Annotated in this window: 17 protein-coding genes and 1 tRNA gene; 8 read left to right on the forward strand and 10 right to left on the reverse strand. The window is 67.1% G+C overall.

Annotation, left to right across the window (positions count from 1 at the left end; translation table 11 throughout):
* Positions 1–127: 127 nt before the first annotated feature.
* Positions 128–1,786, reverse strand: a complete 1,659-nt coding sequence (argS, locus tag BM288_RS01065) for an arginine--tRNA ligase (protein ID WP_092915037.1) — start codon at positions 1,784–1,786, stop codon at positions 128–130.
* 62 nt (positions 1,787–1,848) lie between these two features.
* Between argS and BM288_RS01070 the strand changes: the two genes are divergently transcribed.
* A complete protein-coding gene (locus tag BM288_RS01070) occupies positions 1,849–2,439 on the forward strand; it encodes a hypothetical protein (protein ID WP_092915039.1) in 591 nt (196 codons plus the stop codon).
* A 6-nt stretch (positions 2,440–2,445) separates the two neighbouring features.
* Here BM288_RS01070 and BM288_RS01075 read toward each other — a convergent pair whose 3' ends face one another.
* The 9 genes from BM288_RS01075 to BM288_RS01115 all read right to left on the reverse strand — a co-directional run bounded on the left by BM288_RS01075 (position 2,446) and on the right by BM288_RS01115 (position 10,236).
* On the reverse strand, positions 2,446–3,237 hold the full coding sequence (locus BM288_RS01075; RefSeq protein WP_092915041.1) for a transglutaminase-like domain-containing protein: 792 nt from the start codon (positions 3,235–3,237) through the stop codon (positions 2,446–2,448).
* A 42-nt stretch (positions 3,238–3,279) separates the two neighbouring features.
* Positions 3,280–4,167, reverse strand: coding sequence for a type II secretion system F family protein (locus tag BM288_RS01080; protein WP_177220186.1), 888 nt, complete (start codon positions 4,165–4,167; stop codon positions 3,280–3,282).
* Positions 4,167–5,096, reverse strand: a complete 930-nt coding sequence (locus tag BM288_RS01085; protein WP_092915043.1) for a type II secretion system F family protein — start codon at positions 5,094–5,096, stop codon at positions 4,167–4,169. The genes BM288_RS01080 and BM288_RS01085 overlap by 1 nt, the downstream gene beginning before the upstream one ends.
* Entirely contained in the window at positions 5,093–6,568 is a 1,476-nt protein-coding gene (locus BM288_RS01090; RefSeq protein WP_318255260.1) for a TadA family conjugal transfer-associated ATPase, read from the reverse strand. Before BM288_RS01090 ends, BM288_RS01085 begins: the two co-directional genes overlap by 4 nt.
* Positions 6,565–7,749: a CpaE/TadZ family protein gene (locus BM288_RS01095; protein ID WP_092915045.1), complete on the reverse strand. Its 1,185-nt coding sequence runs from the start codon at positions 7,747–7,749 to the stop codon at positions 6,565–6,567. Before BM288_RS01095 ends, BM288_RS01090 begins: the two co-directional genes overlap by 4 nt.
* Entirely contained in the window at positions 7,746–8,462 is a 717-nt protein-coding gene (gene cpaB / locus BM288_RS01100) for a Flp pilus assembly protein CpaB (protein WP_092915048.1), read from the reverse strand. Before cpaB ends, BM288_RS01095 begins: the two co-directional genes overlap by 4 nt.
* On the reverse strand, positions 8,459–9,478 hold the full coding sequence (locus BM288_RS01105) for a pilus assembly protein TadG-related protein (RefSeq protein ID WP_177220187.1): 1,020 nt from the start codon (positions 9,476–9,478) through the stop codon (positions 8,459–8,461). The genes cpaB and BM288_RS01105 overlap by 4 nt, the downstream gene beginning before the upstream one ends.
* A gap of 32 nt (positions 9,479–9,510) precedes the next feature.
* Positions 9,511–9,933, reverse strand: coding sequence for a TadE/TadG family type IV pilus assembly protein (locus tag BM288_RS01110; RefSeq protein WP_092915052.1), 423 nt, complete (start codon positions 9,931–9,933; stop codon positions 9,511–9,513).
* Positions 9,934–10,017: 84 nt separating this feature from the next.
* Positions 10,018–10,236, reverse strand: a complete 219-nt coding sequence (locus tag BM288_RS01115; protein WP_092915054.1) for a Flp family type IVb pilin — start codon at positions 10,234–10,236, stop codon at positions 10,018–10,020.
* A gap of 386 nt (positions 10,237–10,622) precedes the next feature.
* Between BM288_RS01115 and BM288_RS01120 the strand changes: the two genes are divergently transcribed.
* The 7 genes from BM288_RS01120 (at position 10,623) to BM288_RS01150 (ending at position 15,748) form a co-directional block, all read left to right on the forward strand.
* On the forward strand, positions 10,623–11,258 hold the full coding sequence (locus BM288_RS01120) for a TetR/AcrR family transcriptional regulator (RefSeq protein WP_092915056.1): 636 nt from the start codon (positions 10,623–10,625) through the stop codon (positions 11,256–11,258).
* A gap of 43 nt (positions 11,259–11,301) precedes the next feature.
* Positions 11,302–11,940 carry a prepilin peptidase gene (locus BM288_RS01125; RefSeq protein ID WP_092915058.1) on the forward strand — a complete coding sequence of 213 codons (639 nt, stop codon included), beginning with the start codon at positions 11,302–11,304 and terminating at the stop codon, positions 11,938–11,940.
* A gap of 42 nt (positions 11,941–11,982) precedes the next feature.
* Positions 11,983–12,058 (forward strand) — tRNA-Arg (locus BM288_RS01130).
* Positions 12,059–12,118: 60 nt separating this feature from the next.
* Entirely contained in the window at positions 12,119–12,712 is a 594-nt protein-coding gene (locus BM288_RS01135) for a TetR/AcrR family transcriptional regulator (RefSeq protein ID WP_092915060.1), read from the forward strand.
* Positions 12,713–12,750: 38 nt separating this feature from the next.
* Positions 12,751–13,056, forward strand: coding sequence for a metal-sensitive transcriptional regulator (locus tag BM288_RS01140; protein ID WP_092915062.1), 306 nt, complete (start codon positions 12,751–12,753; stop codon positions 13,054–13,056).
* A gap of 29 nt (positions 13,057–13,085) precedes the next feature.
* The gene (locus BM288_RS01145) at positions 13,086–13,418 is read left to right on the forward strand and encodes a heavy-metal-associated domain-containing protein (protein ID WP_092915064.1); all 333 of its coding nucleotides are present in this window, start codon (positions 13,086–13,088) and stop codon (positions 13,416–13,418) included.
* Between the two features lie 170 nt (positions 13,419–13,588).
* Positions 13,589–15,748, forward strand: a complete 2,160-nt coding sequence (locus tag BM288_RS01150; protein WP_092916134.1) for a heavy metal translocating P-type ATPase — start codon at positions 13,589–13,591, stop codon at positions 15,746–15,748.
* The last annotated feature ends 1 nt before the right edge of the window (position 15,749 follow it).

A 15,749-nucleotide genomic window follows, 5' to 3' on the forward strand; every position in this document is an offset into this window, starting at 1 on the left:
CCGCGAGCATGCACCACTGGCTGATTCCGCGCGCTTCTTGTCCACAGACTGCAGTTCAACCGGTGAACGGCGCACCCAGCCTTGATCCCGCGCCAAAGGTTGCAGAGGTGCGACAGCTCCCGCTGCGCTACATCCGCTCGGGCGCGCTGACGCCGACCGTGGACAGCGCCGTGCGCAGCACCTGACCGGTCGCGTCGTTCAGCCACAGGCGCGTGCGGTGCACAGTCGTGATCGGCTCGTCGCCGACGGGCGTGACGCGGCAGGCGTCGTACCAGCGGTGGTACAGGCCGGCGAGCTCCTCGGCGAAGCGGGCGACGCGGTGCGGCTCGCGCAGCTCTGCGGCCTGCGCCAGCACGCGCGGGAAGTCGGCGAGGGCGCCGAGCAGCGCGGACTCGCTCGCATGCGAGAGCAGCGACGGGTCGAACTCCGAGCGGTCCACACCCGCTGCGGCGGCGTTGCGGCCGACCGCCGACATCCGGGCGTGCGCGTACTGCACGTAGTAGACGGGGTTGTCGTTCGTGCGCTGCGTGAGCAGCTCGAGGTCGATGTCGAGGGGCGTGTCTGCACTCGAGCGCACCAGGGCGTAGCGGGCGGCGTCGACACCCACCGCATCCACCAGGTCTTCCATCGTCACGATGGTGCCCGCACGCTTCGACATCCGCACCGGCTGGCCCTCGCGCAGCAGGTTGACCATCTGACCGATCAGGATCTGCAGGTTGTGGTGCGGCTTGTCGCCGAACGCCGCGCACATCGCCATCATGCGGCCGACGTAGCCGTGGTGGTCGGCGCCGAGCATGATGATGTTCTGCTCGAAGCCGCGGTCGCGCTTGTTCTGGTAGTAGCCCAGGTCGCCCGAGAAGTACGCCGGGGCGCCGTTCGAGCGCAGGATGACGCGATCCTTGTCGTCGCCGAAGGTGGTGGTGCGCAGCCAGGTCGCGCCCTCCTCCTCGAAGACGTGGCCGCGCTCGCGCAGCGTCTCGATCGCACGCTGCACCGAGCCGTCGGACTGCACCTGGTGCTCGTGGAAGTAGACATCGAAGTCGACGCCGAAGTCGTGCAGATCCTGCTTGATCTCCTCGAACATCAGCGCGACGCCGTTGGCGCGGAACGCCTCCTGCAGATCGGCGTCGTCGAGGTCGAGCAGGTCGCCGTCGTACGCGTCGTCGACCTTGCGGGCGATCTCGGCGATGTAAGCGCCGCCGTAGCCGTCCTCGGGCGTGGGGTCGCCGCGGAAGGCCGCGACCAGGCTGCGCGCGAAGCGGTCGATCTGGCCGCCGTGGTCGTTGAAGTAGTACTCGCGGGTGACGAGCGCGCCCTGGCGCTCGAGCACGCGGCCGAGGCTGTCGCCCACCGCGGCCCAGCGGGTGCCGCCCATGTGGATGGGCCCGGTCGGGTTCGCGGAGACGAACTCGAGGTTGATCTTGATGTCCTGCAGCGTCTCGCCCGAGCCGTAGGCGTCACCGGCCTCGACGATCGTGCGGGCGAGCTCGCCCGCGGCGCCGGCGGCGATGGTGAGGTTGATGAAGCCGGGGCCGGCCACATCTGCGCGCTCGATGCCGTCGACGGCGGCCAGCTCGGCCGCGACCTCCTCGGCGAGCTCGCGCGGATTCGCGCCGGCCTTCTTGGCGAAGCGCATGGCGGCGTTCGTCGCCCAGTCGCCGTGGTCGCGGTTGCGCGGGCGCTCCAGAACGATGTCGCTCTCGCCGACCTCCACGTCGCTGCTTCGTCGGCCCACCGCAGAGCGGACGGCGGCGAGCACGGCGGCAGAGATTTCGGAGGGCTGCATCCTTCGATTCTAGTCCGCGTGCCTGCCCCGGGATCCCCGGCCCCGCGCCCTAGTCTGGCTGGATGTCGAGCCCCAGCCTGCGCATCCGCCCTCGTCTCCTGCCCGTCACGATCATGGCCGCGGTGACGGCGATGGCGCTCACCGGTTGCGAGCCGGGCGCGCTGGCCCCGGCGGATTCGTCGGATCCCACGACCAGCCCGACGGTCACCGTCGAGCCGACTGAGACGACCGAGCCCGGGCAGCCGGACGACACCGAGACGCCCGCCGAGACCGACACCCCCGAGGTGACGACACCGCCGGTGGCGGGCGACCTGCCCTGCACCGACGTGTTCACGGCCGACCAGCTCTACGCGTTCAACCCGAACTTCGCGCCGTCGAGCGACCAGGGCGAACTGCCCGGCGCGATCGCAGACATTGCGGATGCGGGGGGCACGGTGTGCGCGTACCAGCACGTGACCGGGTCGGACCGGCTGGTGGTCGGGGTGCTGGAGGGCCCGGGTGACTTCGACGCTCCCCCGTTCGAGACCGTCGGCGAGATCGGCGTCGCGTCGGCGCAGGCGAACGGCGCAGTGATCGCCGCGGCCTCCATCTACTTCGTCGAAGCGCGCGACGCGCAGCAGGTGCTCGACGAGGTCGCCGCGAACGTCAACTGACGCCCGTCAGAGGATCCGGTACCGCATCGTAGGATCATCGACGGCGCCTTCGATGATCGAGTCATCGGTCGTCTCGACGGTCAGCCGCGTCAGCACCACCGGGTTGCCGGCCGTGGTCGCCCAGGCAGTCTCGAGCGCATCCGCGCCGGTCGCGATGCGGATGAGGCTTCCACGCGGCGCGAGCCCGGTCGGGTCGAACACCCACCAGTCGCCGTCGACGAACACTTCGGCGACGGCGTGGAAGTCGGGCGGGTTGAGCCCGGGAGCGTAGACGCCCACGTAGCGCGCCGGCATGCCGGCGGCTCGAGCGAGCGCGATCATGACGTGCGCGTAGTCGCGGCACATGCCACCGCGCTTCTGCAGGGTGGTTACCGCAGAGTCGTCGATCGCCGACATGGCGGGAGAGTAGGTGAAGCCGCGCGCAATCCAGTTGCGCATCGCGTCGAGCTGCTCGAAGCCGCTCGCACGCCCGAAGCGCTCGTCGACGAAGCCGCGCAGCGCCGATGCCTCTATATAGCGGGAGTCCTCGAGATAGCGGGCCGGGTCGGCGTCGTCGATGGGCCGCCGCAGGTTGCTGAGACTCGTCTGGATGTCGACGTCGAGCGTGCCGGTCGGCGCGGTGAAGACGAGCTGTCGCGTGTCGTGAGCTCCGGCCAGAATGCGCCAGTCGACCGGCGCCCCGTCGACCGCGATCGAGATCTGGTCAGCGGATGCGTACGCCTCCGCCGGCAGCGCGAGCAGCACGAAGTCGGTGTCGCCCACGAGCGACATGGAGAAGGCTGCATGAGCGGTGCGCATTGGCGTACATCATCCCACACAGCAGTGACGTCCGGCTGTGGATCACATCCCGCTGAATGCGTCGATCATGTCCATCACGGCCGGTGCCATGACTGCGATGAACAAAACGGGCAAGATGCAGAGCATCAGCGGCATGAGCACCTTCACCGGTACTTGCTGCGCCTTCTCCTCCGCACGCTGGCGACGCTTCAATCGCATCTCGTCGGCTTGCGTGCGCAGCACATCACCGATCGAGATGCCGTAGGCATCTGCCTGCAGAATCGCGCGGACGAACGCGCGGAGATCTGACACATGACTGCGATCCGCAAGGTCGTGGAACGCCTGCTTGCGCGACCGCCCCATGCGCATGTCCTGCAGCGTTCGCGTGAGCTCCTCAGCGAGCGCCCCCTTGCCGTTGGAGGCTGCACGCGTCATCGCAGCATCGAATCCCAGACCGGCCTCAACCGCGATTGTCATCTGATCGAGCGTGTCAGCGAGTTGCTTCTGGATGAGCTGGTCACGCTCTTGCCCGCGACTGAGCAACAGCAGATCGGGCACAAAGTACACGACGACGGCGGAGATCCCCACGATCAGCAAGATCAGTGGTTCCTGGCCCGAGACGAACATCAGAATGAAGAGCGCGATTGCGGTCGGCACCCACAGCAGTTTGAGCGCGAGCAGACGATCGACGGTCCAGTCCGCTGGTCGGCCAGCGCGTGCGTGCTGTCGCTCGAGCACCGCCACCAGCGTGGGAACGGTCAGCCTGCGAGCCAACTTCGGCAGCCCATCGCTCGCGGCCTTCGGCCCATCGGCGAGTTCCGTGCGCTGCCCGCGCTGCAGATTCGCGAGCGCGTGCGCGCGCGCCGGCTGCAGCGCGTCGGCCATCACCCAGACGATGGCACCGACGGCAACCGCCACAAGCAAGCAAGCGAGGATGACGGCAGTCGGCATCAGAACTCGATCTCCACGACCTTGCGAAGCCAAAAGCCGCCGACGATCAGCAGCACGACACCGACGCCGATCAGCCCGAACCCGAGTGGCGACTCGATGAACGGCGCGAGGTAGCCCGGGTTCGACATCAGGAGGAAGCCTGTGACACCGAATGGCAGCAGCATGAGGATGACAGCCGACAGGCGGCCTTCGGCGCTGAGTGCGGCGACCTGGCGACGCACCTGACCGCGTTCTCGGATCGTTCCGGCGACGCCGTCGAGCGTCTCCGCCAGACTGCCGCCCACTTCACGGTTGATGGCGATCGCCTGCACCGCCCAGACGAAGTCCTCGCTCTGCATCCGCTCGGCCGCTTCTTCCAGCGCCGGCACGACAGGGCGACCGACGCGAGTCTCATTGACGACGCGAGCGAGCTCTGAGGCCGTCGGCTCTTCTGACTCCTTGGCGACTGACGAGAGCGCCTGCAGCATACTGTGGCCGGCGCGGAGGCTCGAGGCCATGAGTTGCAGGGTGCCGTCCAGTTGGTCAGCGAAGGCCTTGCGGCGCTTGTCGATGCGATTTCGCACCCAGAGCACTGCGCCCATCGGGGCGAGCGCCGCGACCGGAACCGCCAGCAATCCGCCGCCGAGCAGCATGGTCGCAGCTACCACCACTAGTGAGGCAATGGCGACGAGAAAGGCAAGATCCTGAGGTCGCATCGAGACGCCTGCGAGGCCGAGGTTGTGAGCAATTGCATGCGACCGGCCTCGCAGCAGGCGGCCGATTACATCCGTCGCAGCCTCGGCCGCACCCGAAAGTGCACCCTCGCCGTCCTCGATATTGGGTCGCCGACGCTCTCGAGGCAGTCGCTCCCGACCTGGTCGAGCGACGACCAGCGCTGCGGCGCCGACCCCTGCAGCAACCGCACCCGCGCCAATCAGTGCCAGGCTCACGGCGTGCCCTGGATGTCGAAGGTGCCCGGAGGTAGCTCGATGCCAAGATCATCGAATCGCTCCGTGAACTTCGGACGCACACCAGTGGCGATCGGCACGCCCTGGAACCGGCCGGAGTTGTCGACACCCGCGGCGTAATCGAAGAGGAACACGTCCTGCAACGTGACTGTCTGGCCCTCCATGCCCACCACCTCGGTTACCGCGGTGACACGCCGAGTGCCGTCACGAAGTCGGCTCAGCTGCACGATGACATCGACAGCTGACGAGATCTGCTCTCGGATGGCCCGTAGCGGCAGCTCCATTCCAGCCATGAGGACGAGGGTCTCAAGTCGCGCAATCGCGTCACGGGGTGAGTTGGCGTGCACGGTCGAGAGCGATCCGTCGTGACCGGTGTTCATCGCCTGCAGCATGTCGAGCGTCTCACCACCACGCACCTCGCCGACCACGATGCGGTCGGGGCGCATACGAAGCGAGTTGCGAACCAGGTCACGGATGGTGATCTCGCCCTTGCCCTCGATGTTTTGAGGGCGCGACTCGAGGCGCACCACATGCTCCTGCTGCAGTTGCAGCTCCACCGCATCTTCGATCGTGATAATGCGCTCGCGCGGGGGAATGAACGACGAGAGCACGTTGAGCAGCGTCGTCTTACCGGTACCGGTTCCTCCGGAGACGATGACGTTGAGCTTGCCCTCGACGCACGCCTGCAGTAGGCGTGCCATCTGCGGAGTCAGCGTGCCGAAGCGAATGAGGTCAGGAACCTTAAACGGATCCTTCGCGAACTTGCGAATCGTCAGTGTTGAGCCAGAGAACGCGAGCGGAGGGATCACGGCGTTCACTCGCGAGCCATCCTCGAGGCGGGCATCGACCATCGGTGAAGACTCATCGATGCGACGCCCCATGCGCATCACAATGCGTTCGATCACACGGCGGAGCTGGTCTTCTGAGGTGAAGCGGGCGGGCGCCCGACCAAGTTTTCCGTGCTGCTCGACATAAATGTTGTCAGGTCCATTGACCATGATCTCGGTCACGGTCTCGTCGTCGATGAGCTTTTGCAGCGGGCCAAGTCCAAGGACGTCATCGCGTACTTCGTTGATGAGGCGCTGCCGCTCTTCCACCGTCAGTGGCGCTTGCTCTGCCTCGACCACGGCGTTGAGTTCGTCGCGCACCAGAATGTGCAATTGCTCTTCGCTCAAGTTCGGGTCGTTGAGTCGGGCACCGATGCGCTCGAACAGCGCATCGGCTGCACGCTGTTTGACTCGCAGCAGTCCATCTATCTGTGGAGCGGTCGGCCCTTCGTGCTGCTCGTTTGCTACGAAAGCGTTGTCGTTTGACCCTTCGGGGAGGTCTGCAATCGCGACCTCGCCCGTGGCACGTTCGGCAGCCAACCTTGCAGCGCGACGAGTGCCGGGCTCAGGCTCAGTGTCTGGCAACGTAACCCTCGCAACAGAGAGCCGCTGGGAGAGGCTCGTCACGATTCGCTCTTTCCGAACGGTTGAAGCGGCTTCGCTGCGGGCGCGAATGCACCGAGCAACTTGCGAACCTGCTTCACTACCGGATCGCGAGGCGCGCGCTGCAGCAGCGGGATACCAGTGTTGAGCGATGCCGTGACCGCCTTCGAGTACGGAATTGTCAGGTCGACACCTGAGCGTATGGTCGCTTCGATGTCGGACACGCTCAGCCCCGCCTTCGGATCAGCGAAGTTGAGGATCGTCTGGCGCGCATTGGTCAGCATGCCGAGCTCGCGCAATGTGGCGATTTCCTTGCGCAGGCCCCTCGCCCCCGCGACGTCGAAGGTCGTCACCAAGATGGGCTCGGTGGTGTGATCCAGTGCTGCAAGCGTGCGGGGTTCGAGACCGGCAGCGGTATCGACCACGACATAGCGGAACTGTGTCTTGAGCGTCTCCAGTAGCGCGTTGACTTGCTCGGCGGTGATGCCGTCGGCTGCGACGGGACTCTCCGGGGCGCAGACGACCGAGAGACCTGACTCGTGCAAGGTCAACAACGTCTTCATCGCAATGGCATCGGTAAGTGCTGCTCCGTGAACGACGTCGTCAAGCGTGTACTCGGGGTCGAGATTCAGCGCCGTCGCGACATCGCCGAACTGCACATCGAGGTCGACGAGCACGACGGATCCGGGCGCCCGCTCCGCGAGCCCGATGGCCAGATTCGTCGCGAGCATGGTCTTGCCGGCGCCGCCCTTCGGCGATAGCACAGTGAGCACGCGGCCCGGTGCGTCTAGCGGCTGTCCGACCGCGCCAGCCCCGATCCCGAGACGGCGCGACTGCATCGCCCGCGCGATCTGGGCGATGACATCTCGCAACTGCTCCTGGCCGGCATCCTCCGGTACGACGCCACGCACGCCAGCGCGCATTGCTGCGCTCGACAGCGCAACCGGGTCACCGATGAGCAGTACGCCGGTGCCCGGGAAGTCGCGATCGAATCGCGCAGCCAGTCCCAAGGCCGACGGCGCGTCGCTCGTCGCGTCGAGAACGAGCACATCGGGCAAAGTCTGGTGCTGCGTCAGCGCCAGCAACTGCATGGGCTCGACAGGCAACGGATGCGACGACACGGCGACGCTCGTGCCGCCAGCAGCGTCGTGGATTCTGCCCCTCAACTCGTTCGAATCGCTCGCGAGCAGCACGTTCTGGCTCATTGGAAGATCTCCTCGATGGTCACGATCTGCGTGCCGGCTTCAGGCACTGCTTCGCCCTCGAGCGAGAGCCAGATCGTCGCAAACTCCGAAGCGAATACGACCCGCTCCGCGTCGGCAGGAGACAGCGCGAGGGTCACCATCACGCTGCCTGCAGCAGCTTGCTCGGAGGTCGACCCGTCCTCGTTTGTCACAGTGCTGACACCGCCGCGAACGTCAGTGACGAGCACCTTGTGCAGCATCAGGTGGGTCGCGGAAGTCTCGCTGTCGGTCGCGGAGACGAAGAATCCGACCGTGTCGCCAGCGTGGAGTTCGCCTCCAATGACTCTGCGCGGTTCCAGTTCGATGGTCAACAGGTGCATGTCTGCAGGAACTTCGACTTCGCCAGGCACCGCTTCAGGCGCGACGAAACGCGAGGCGAGCAACTGCTCACCCACCTGCAGGTCGGTCACCGTCAGGAGGCCTGCAACGTCACTGAGGTCGACGACACCGCCAGGAACGACAGCAGCCGACGGAATCTCTGCCACGGTCAGCGAACGCGAGATCGATTCTGCGGGCGTGCCCTCAGCAATCGGCTCCGCCACCACCAGCACCTGCACCGGGTCCATTCGCGCCATGGCGCGGGAATCAGCATTCGAGGCGTACAGGTAGGTGGCGACTCCTCCGACCGCGGCAATGAGCAGCGCCACGAGCGCAACAATCAGACGACGAATCATGGGGTTCCACCGTTCGGAAGTTCAAGCGTGATGACGACAACTCCCAAGTTCGGAGCCCCGGGATCCGTCTCTACCTCGGCATCCGTCGAGACAAATCGCTGCGGCATGATCGTGATCCAACCCGCGCCATTGCCAGGGTTTTTGCACAACGCCGAACTCGAGACGGCAGCGCCGTTAACGTCTAGGCCGTACTCTCGATTTCCGTGGAAGCAGTAGCCCTCCAGGGTCACCGCGATGTAGCCCATGATGCGGTAGTTCTTGGCGTTGTTCGCCTGATCGGCTGTGCTGAACACCGGGAGCAGGCCGTATGGCTCTGAGGCGTCGTTGCCTCGAACAATCTCCTGTTGCAGGCGCGTGTAACACGCACTGTCCGCCGTACCGTTCCCGGAGCCAACGTTCTCGCCTACTCGCGTGTGCACACTGCACGGCAGTTCACCGGCAGCGTAGTCCGGCGCCAGCCAGCCGAAGCCGCCCGGAGCGTACAGGCCGCTGTTCGTCTTGTTGCAAACGCCTGTTGGCGAAACCTGCGATTGGTCCAGCTGAAACCGCTGACCAATCGCACTCTCTTGCAGCCCGACCACGTTGCCATCTACATCTGTGGCAAGAACGCCGAAGTTCACGAGTTCGCACTCCGCGAATGCGAATGGAATCGGCGACCTTGCTGCGCTCGGAGCAGTATTCCATGCGGCGGCGCCATACGCAGCGAGATCGGTACTGCCCGGCACGAACCAATGCGTGCGGTCAGACTCCACACTGACTTCGACACGACTCAATTCGGGGTAAACCGTCACGTCGGCGACGGAGGCTTCACCACCAAACGGAGAATTCGCGTCTGCCAGGCGCTCCGCCGTTCCATTCGCCTCGCCGCAATCTCCCTGCGCGCAATCCAGCGCGACGGCCAGGGCTGCCGCGTCAGCGCCGGTCTGGAGCCGTTGGCGGTCGGCGTGCATGCCTGCGACGTCGATCGCCAGTGCCGCGATGACCATCAGCGGGATGAGCAGGATCGCGACCCACACAGCAACTGCGCCGCGGTCTGCAGGGCTTCCAGTCAACCGTTGCATCGCATGGTCCCTTGTCCTGTGAGAGTGAGATCGCCGAAGAGGCCGCCGAGCATGCCAAACGTGTGCTCGATCGAGACGCGTACGGTGCGCGGGTCAGCGGACTCCGGAGGAGTGCGGCAGGCAGACCAGTCGACATCGACCTCCGCAGCTGCTATCGCAACCGAGGCTGAAGCAGAGTCGATTGCGACGCCAGCAATCGTTGATTGTGCGGCAGTTTCGGCGGCGGCATCGGCCGGCAGATTGCCAATCGCCGCTATACGCACTGCATCCCGTGCTGCATTGTCAAGCACGGTCTGAACGTGGAAAGCGTGGCCGAAGCCGATGATGCCCAAAGTGAGCGCGAGCAGCAGCGGGACCACGAGCGCGAACTCGACAGCCGCCGCCCCTGTGTCCTTCGCGCGTGCAGACACGTGATGCTCCTTCGTCGAATGTGCTCCGAGAGCGATGGCGCCCGACGGTGAACCCACGCCGGGCGCCAATCAACTAACTCGACGTCACGGAGTGGTTGGGGGCTGCGTGCCCTCGGGGAGCGCATCCGAGACGTTGCCGAACAGCGTGTCGAGCTGTCCACCAAGGGCCGTGACGGCCACGATGATCACGACGGCGATCAGGCCGACGAGCAGGCCGTACTCGACTGCGGTCGCGCCGCGGTCGTTCTTCTTGTCAAAACGCTCAGCCACAAAGGTCTGAGCCGCAACGAGGAATGCGAGCATGGAAATTTCCTAACTTGACAGGCCCAGAGCTGGGGACTCCGGTGCTTGAGGGATGCCGGCCCGTTCAGGACGACGACAATGATGTTCGCACGCGGATTGCTCAGCGCGCAAGAATCCGAAGGCTAAAGATTTGCTCAAGACCCGCGTTGCATGAGCGGCAACCTTCCGGTTTGCGCAAGAGGGCTTGACTGAAACAGTGTTACGGCAGAAGATTGCTCCGTGGAGCCGCGCACCCGCCGGCACCGCGACCACCGGGTGCAACAGCAGCGCCCACCCGTTTCCGAGGACCGGACACCGTCATGCAACTGAATGCCACCGACCCCCAGGGCCGACCCAGAGCATCCGCAGGGCTCGTACTCGACTTCTCGCCGTTACAGTGAGCCGCCATGCCTGAGACGAACTCCGCTGCCGACGAGCAGCCCCAGCCCGGTCTGCGCGAGCGCAAAAAGCAACTGACGCGCCGCACGATCGCCGACGCCGCCTTCACTCTGACCAGCGAGAACGGGCTCGACAGCGTCACGATCGACCAGATCGCGGAGCGTGCGTTCGTCTCGCCGCGCACCGTCTCGAACTACTTCACGTCGAAGGAAGCCGCGATCATCGCGGCACATAACAACGCTCCGATCGAGATGCTCGCCGGACTCGATGAGCGGTCGACGGATGAGCCTCCGCTGAAGTCCCTGCGCGCTGTGCTGACGACCGCCATCCGCGGCTGGACGAAGGAGCAGATGGCCGCTCTCAAGGCGAAGGACGAGCTCGTTGAGCGATTCCCTACACTGATGCCGCATCGCATGGCACAGTTCGAGGAGCTCGAGGAGGCAATCCGCGAAGCCATTGCCGAGCGCAGCGGCGTCGACCCTGACACCGACCCGTTCCCGCGCCTGATCGCGGGAGCTGCGACGACCGCCGTCAAGACGGCCATCCGCATGTGGGACAACAGCGGTGGCGGCGCTGACGCGATCGCCGACCTGGTGGACAAGGCGTTCATCGACCTTGAGGCGGGCCTGAGCCCCGAAGCTTGAGCGTCGGCGGCTGGTCGCTGCCGCTGACATAGCATCAGTGGCGATGCCGCCGCTCATGATCGCGACCGCGGCCGCACTGTGCGCTGCGGCCGCGGTGTTGCTGACGCCGTGGGCCCGCGGCATCGTCGACAGCTCGTCGAAGTGGTTGCACCGCTGGGTTCCCGGCGTGCTTGGGACCATCTTCGGCGCGGGCGCGGCTCTCCTCGCCGGCCACTGGGCCGTGCTGCTCGCACTATGCGTGCTCGCGATCGGCTGTGCGCTGCTGATTGCAGTCGACCTCGCGGTCTTCCGGCTGCCGGACATGATCGTGTGGCCGACGACCGGGCTCGTGCTCGTGTTGCTGCTGCTCGCCGCGATTGTGACCGGCGAGTGGGGACGGTTCTGGACTGCGGTCCTTGCAATGCTCGCCGTCGGGGCCGGCTACTTCATCTTCGCCTTCATCTCCCCCGCCAGCCTCGGCCTCGGCGACGTCAAGCTCTCACTCGTGCTCGGGCTCGCGCTCGGTTGGTTCGGCTGGCAGGCAGTCTTCTTCGGCATCCTCGGCGGCTTCATCGTGCTCGCCCTCGTCGCCTTCGCCCTCATGGCCGTGCGTCGCGCATCCATCAAGTCCGACCTGGCATTCGGACCATGGATGATCGTCGGCGCCGCCGCAGGGCTCGCAGTGGCGACGGTCGGCGCGTAGCCAGCTCGGTGATAGATTGGTCGTCGCTGTTCACACAGCCCGGCCCCCATAGCTCAGGGGATAGAGCGTCTGCCTCCGGAGCAGAAGGCCGCAGGTTCGAATCCTGCTGGGGGCACCAAATTCTTCCGCCTGCGCGGCGGGTCCGGGGACGCGCGCGAAACACCGTACGCTTACTTGCATGGGACGCCCACGCCTTCATGACGAGCACCTGCAACAGCGCCTGCTCGAGGCCGCCACTGACTTGATGGCGGTGGAAGGCCCCGATTTCTCCCTGCGGCCACTGGTCGCATCCGTCGGCACCTCGACCTCCGCCGTGTACTCGCTGTTCGGATCGCGGGGTGAGCTGCTCGAGGCGATCACGGTGCGCGCCGCCAGTTCGTTCGTGGCGGCGCAGCGCACGGCGCACAGCGACGACCCTGTGCAGCACATCGTGGGCATCGCGCACGCGATCCGCCAGTGGGCGACCGAGAACGCCGCGATGTTCCAGGTCGTCTTCGGCCGCACCAACGACTCCCCCGCAATCGCGGAGGCGCGCGAGCGCGCTACAGAGCCGCTGCTCGAGGCCGTGACGGCTGCGACCGAGCAGGGAATCCTGCACGGCGACGTCGAGACCACCGCCCGCACGATCTTCGCCGGCGTGCACGGCTTCATCGCGCTCGAGATTCTGGGCCACTACCCCGCCGCGCAGGCCGACGCGCTGTTCGCCGCGCTGCTGGCCGCCATCTGGCGCAGCTGGGCGACGCCCGAGCACCTCGGCGCCGTCGCCGCCTGACGCTTGATCGCAATACCCCTCGGGGGTATGATCGACGCATGACCACCACCGCTGTCGCGCCGACGCACGGCTATGCCGACAATAAGGATGCGCTGCTCAAGCGCCTGCGCCGTGCCGAGGGCCAAGTGCGCGGTGTCGCCCGCATGGTCGACGAAGACGTGTACTGCATCGACATCCTCACTCAGGTCTCGGCCGCCACCAAGGCGCTCGAGACCGTCGCGCTGCAGCTGCTCGAAGACCACCTCGCACACTGCGTCGCGGAAGCCGCCGCGCAGGGCGGACCCGTGGCCGAGGCGAAGCTCGCCGAGGCGAGCGCAGCCATCGCACGCCTCGTGCGCTCCTGAACCACACCCACGTCAATCGGAAGGCACCCATGCTGCAGGACATCGAGATCACGACCATCCCGACCGACACGAACGAGCAGGCGGGCGGCTGCTGCGGTGGCGGCTGCTGCTCGACCGACGCTGCGGCCACCGCGACGGACGCCGGCGTCTCGCAGGCGTTCTCGGTCGAGGGCATGACCTGCGGCCACTGCGTCTCGTCGGTCACCGAGGAGATCTCGGGGCTCGCAGGCGTCGAAGGCGTCGACGTGCAGCTCGTCGCCGGCGGCCGCTCGACCGTGACCGTCGCCTCCGACAGCCCGCTGCGCATCGACGACGTGCGCGCGGCGGTCAGCGAGGCCGGATACACGCTCGTCGAGGGCTGAGACTTCATCATGGAAAGCGCCGATCCCTGCGGGGGTCGGCGCTTTCTGGTTTCGATGCGCCGACTGGGTCAGCCACTCGACCGACGCACATCTAAATACCCCTAGGGGGTATAGTGGCAGACGTGACCGACACCACCAGTGCGACGACGATCGATCTCGAGATCGGCGGCATGACCTGCTCCTCGTGCGCCAACCGCATCGAGCGCAAGCTCAGCAAGCTGCCGGGCGTCGAGGCGAGCGTCAACTACGCCACCGAGGTCGCGCACGTGACCCTGCCGCAGGGCACGTCCGTCGAGGACGCCATCCGCACGGTCGAGGCGACCGGCTACACCGCTGCGCTCCCCGAGCCGGCGGCCGAGGACGACCACGACGCCCGCGGGACGAGTCTCGTGCGGCGACTGGTCGCATCCGCCATTCTCGGCGCGCCCGTCGGCGTGCTGTCGATGGTGCCCGCGCTGCAGTTCGCCGGCTGGCAGTGGGTGGCGCTCGCGCTGACGCTGCCGATCGCGATCTGGGGCGCGTGGCCGTTCCACCGCGCCGCCGCCGTCAACCTGCGTCACGGCGCCGCGACGATGGACACGCTCGTCTCGCTCGGCGTGATCGCCGCGATGGGCTGGTCGCTGTGGGCGCTCATCTGGGGCAGCGCCGGCGAGATCGGCATGCGCATGGAGATGCAGTGGTTCGGCGGGCACGGCGACGAGCTCTACCTCGAGGTCGCCGCGATCGTGACGGTCTTCCTGCTCGGCGGCCGCTACATCGAGCACCGCACCAAGCGCTCGAGCCAGCAGGCGATGCGCTCGCTCGCGCGGCTGGGCGCGAAGGAGGCGAGCGTCATCCGCGACGGCGTCGAGTCGCGCATTGCGGTGACCGACCTGGTCGTGGGCGATCGCTTCCGCGTCGTGCCGGGCGAGAAGATCGCCGCCGACGGTGTGGTCGTCGAAGGCGCCTCTGCGATCGACGCCTCGCTGCTGACCGGTGAGTCGCTGCCGGTCGAGGTGACCGAGGGCTCGGAGGTCGTCGGCGCCACCATCAACGGCCACGGCATGCTCGTCGTCGAGGCCACGCGCGTCGGCGCCGACACCGAGCTCTCGCGCATCGCGTCGCTGCTGCAGCGCGCCCAGGAGGGCAAGGCCGACGTGCAGCGGCTCGCCGACCGCGTCTCGCAGTACTTCGTGCCGACCGTGCTCGTGCTCTCGCTGCTCTCGCTCGTGGGATGGCTGCTCATCACCGGCGACGTGCCGGCCGCCTTCACCGCTGCCGTCGCGACGCTCATCATCGCTTGCCCGTGCGCCCTCGGCCTCGCGACCCCGACCGCGCTGCTGGCCGGCACGACCCGCGGTGCCGAACTGGGCATCCTCATCCGCGACGCGCGCGTGCTCGAGTCGAGCCGCGGCATCACGGCGATGCTCGTCGACAAGACCGGCACCGTGACCGAGGGGCGCATGAGCGTCGAGAGCGTCGTCGCCGCTGCTGGTGAGGACGCCGATGAGGCGCTGCGCGTCGCCGCCGCCGTGGAGCGTGCGAGCGAGCACCCGATCGCCAGGGCCATCGTCGAGGCCGTCGACTCGGTGGACGTGGCGACCGACGTGCGGGCCGCGCAGGGTGCCGGGGTCGTCGGCGACGTCGACGGGCGGGCAGTGCAGGTGGGCAAGCCCGCCTGGCTCGCTGCCGACTGGAGCGTATCCATGCCTCCCGAGCTGGCGGACGCGTTCGAGGCGGCTGAGGCGAAGGGCGCCACCGCCCTCGCGATCGCGTGGGACGGGCGGATGCGCGCCGTCGTCGCGGTGCGCGACACCGTCAAGGCGACCAGCCGTGCCGCTGTCGAGCGCCTCTCGCAGCTCGGCATCGACGTCGTGATGCTCACGGGCGACCACGAGCGCGCCGCGCAAGCGGTGGCGGCCGAGGTCGGCATTCGCCGCGTGATCGCCGGCGTGACTCCGGCGCAGAAGGTGGACGCGGTCATCGCCGAGCAGGCGCGCGGGGCGCGCGTCGCGATGGCGGGCGACGGCGTGAACGACGCCGCCGCACTCGCCGCCGCCGATCTGGGGCTCGCGATGGGCACCGGCACCGACGCCGCGCAGCAGGCCGCCGACATCACCCTCGTGCACGGCGATCTCGCCGGTGCGGCCGACGCGATCGCGCTCTCGCGCCGCACGCTGCGCACCATTCGCGGCAACCTGTTCTGGGCCTTCGCCTACAACGCGGCCGCGATCCCGCTCGCGATGCTCGGGCTGCTGAGCCCGCTCATCGCTGGCGCCGCGATGGCGTTCTCGAGCGTGTTCGTGGTGCTGCACTCGCTGACGCTGAGGGCCTTCAAGCCGACCGCCTGAG

Origin of the sequence: Agrococcus baldri, assembly GCA_900114805.1 — a bacterium.
GTDB lineage: Bacteria > Actinomycetota > Actinomycetes > Actinomycetales > Microbacteriaceae > Agrococcus > Agrococcus baldri.

Bases quoted from the DNA above. Each gene is read 5' to 3' on its own strand.
- argS (WP_092915037.1), bottom strand. From the start codon at position 1,786: ATGCAGCCCTCCGAAATCTCTGCCGCCGTGCTCGCCGCCGTCCGCTCT.
- BM288_RS01070 (WP_092915039.1), top strand. From the start codon at position 1,849: ATGTCGAGCCCCAGCCTGCGCATCCGCCCTCGTCTCCTGCCCGTCACG.
- BM288_RS01075 (WP_092915041.1), bottom strand. From the start codon at position 3,237: ATGCGCACCGCTCATGCAGCCTTCTCCATGTCGCTCGTGGGCGACACC.
- BM288_RS01080 (WP_177220186.1), bottom strand. From the start codon at position 4,167: ATGCCGACTGCCGTCATCCTCGCTTGCTTGCTTGTGGCGGTTGCCGTC.
- BM288_RS01095 (WP_092915045.1), bottom strand. From the start codon at position 7,749: ATGAGCCAGAACGTGCTGCTCGCGAGCGATTCGAACGAGTTGAGGGGC.
- cpaB (WP_092915048.1), bottom strand. From the start codon at position 8,462: ATGATTCGTCGTCTGATTGTTGCGCTCGTGGCGCTGCTCATTGCCGCG.
- BM288_RS01115 (WP_092915054.1), bottom strand. From the start codon at position 10,236: ATGCTCGCATTCCTCGTTGCGGCTCAGACCTTTGTGGCTGAGCGTTTT.
- BM288_RS01120 (WP_092915056.1), top strand. From the start codon at position 10,623: ATGCCTGAGACGAACTCCGCTGCCGACGAGCAGCCCCAGCCCGGTCTG.
- BM288_RS01125 (WP_092915058.1), top strand. From the start codon at position 11,302: ATGCCGCCGCTCATGATCGCGACCGCGGCCGCACTGTGCGCTGCGGCC.
- BM288_RS01135 (WP_092915060.1), top strand. From the start codon at position 12,119: ATGGGACGCCCACGCCTTCATGACGAGCACCTGCAACAGCGCCTGCTC.
- BM288_RS01140 (WP_092915062.1), top strand. From the start codon at position 12,751: ATGACCACCACCGCTGTCGCGCCGACGCACGGCTATGCCGACAATAAG.
- BM288_RS01145 (WP_092915064.1), top strand. From the start codon at position 13,086: ATGCTGCAGGACATCGAGATCACGACCATCCCGACCGACACGAACGAG.
- BM288_RS01150 (WP_092916134.1), top strand. From the start codon at position 13,589: ATGACCTGCTCCTCGTGCGCCAACCGCATCGAGCGCAAGCTCAGCAAG.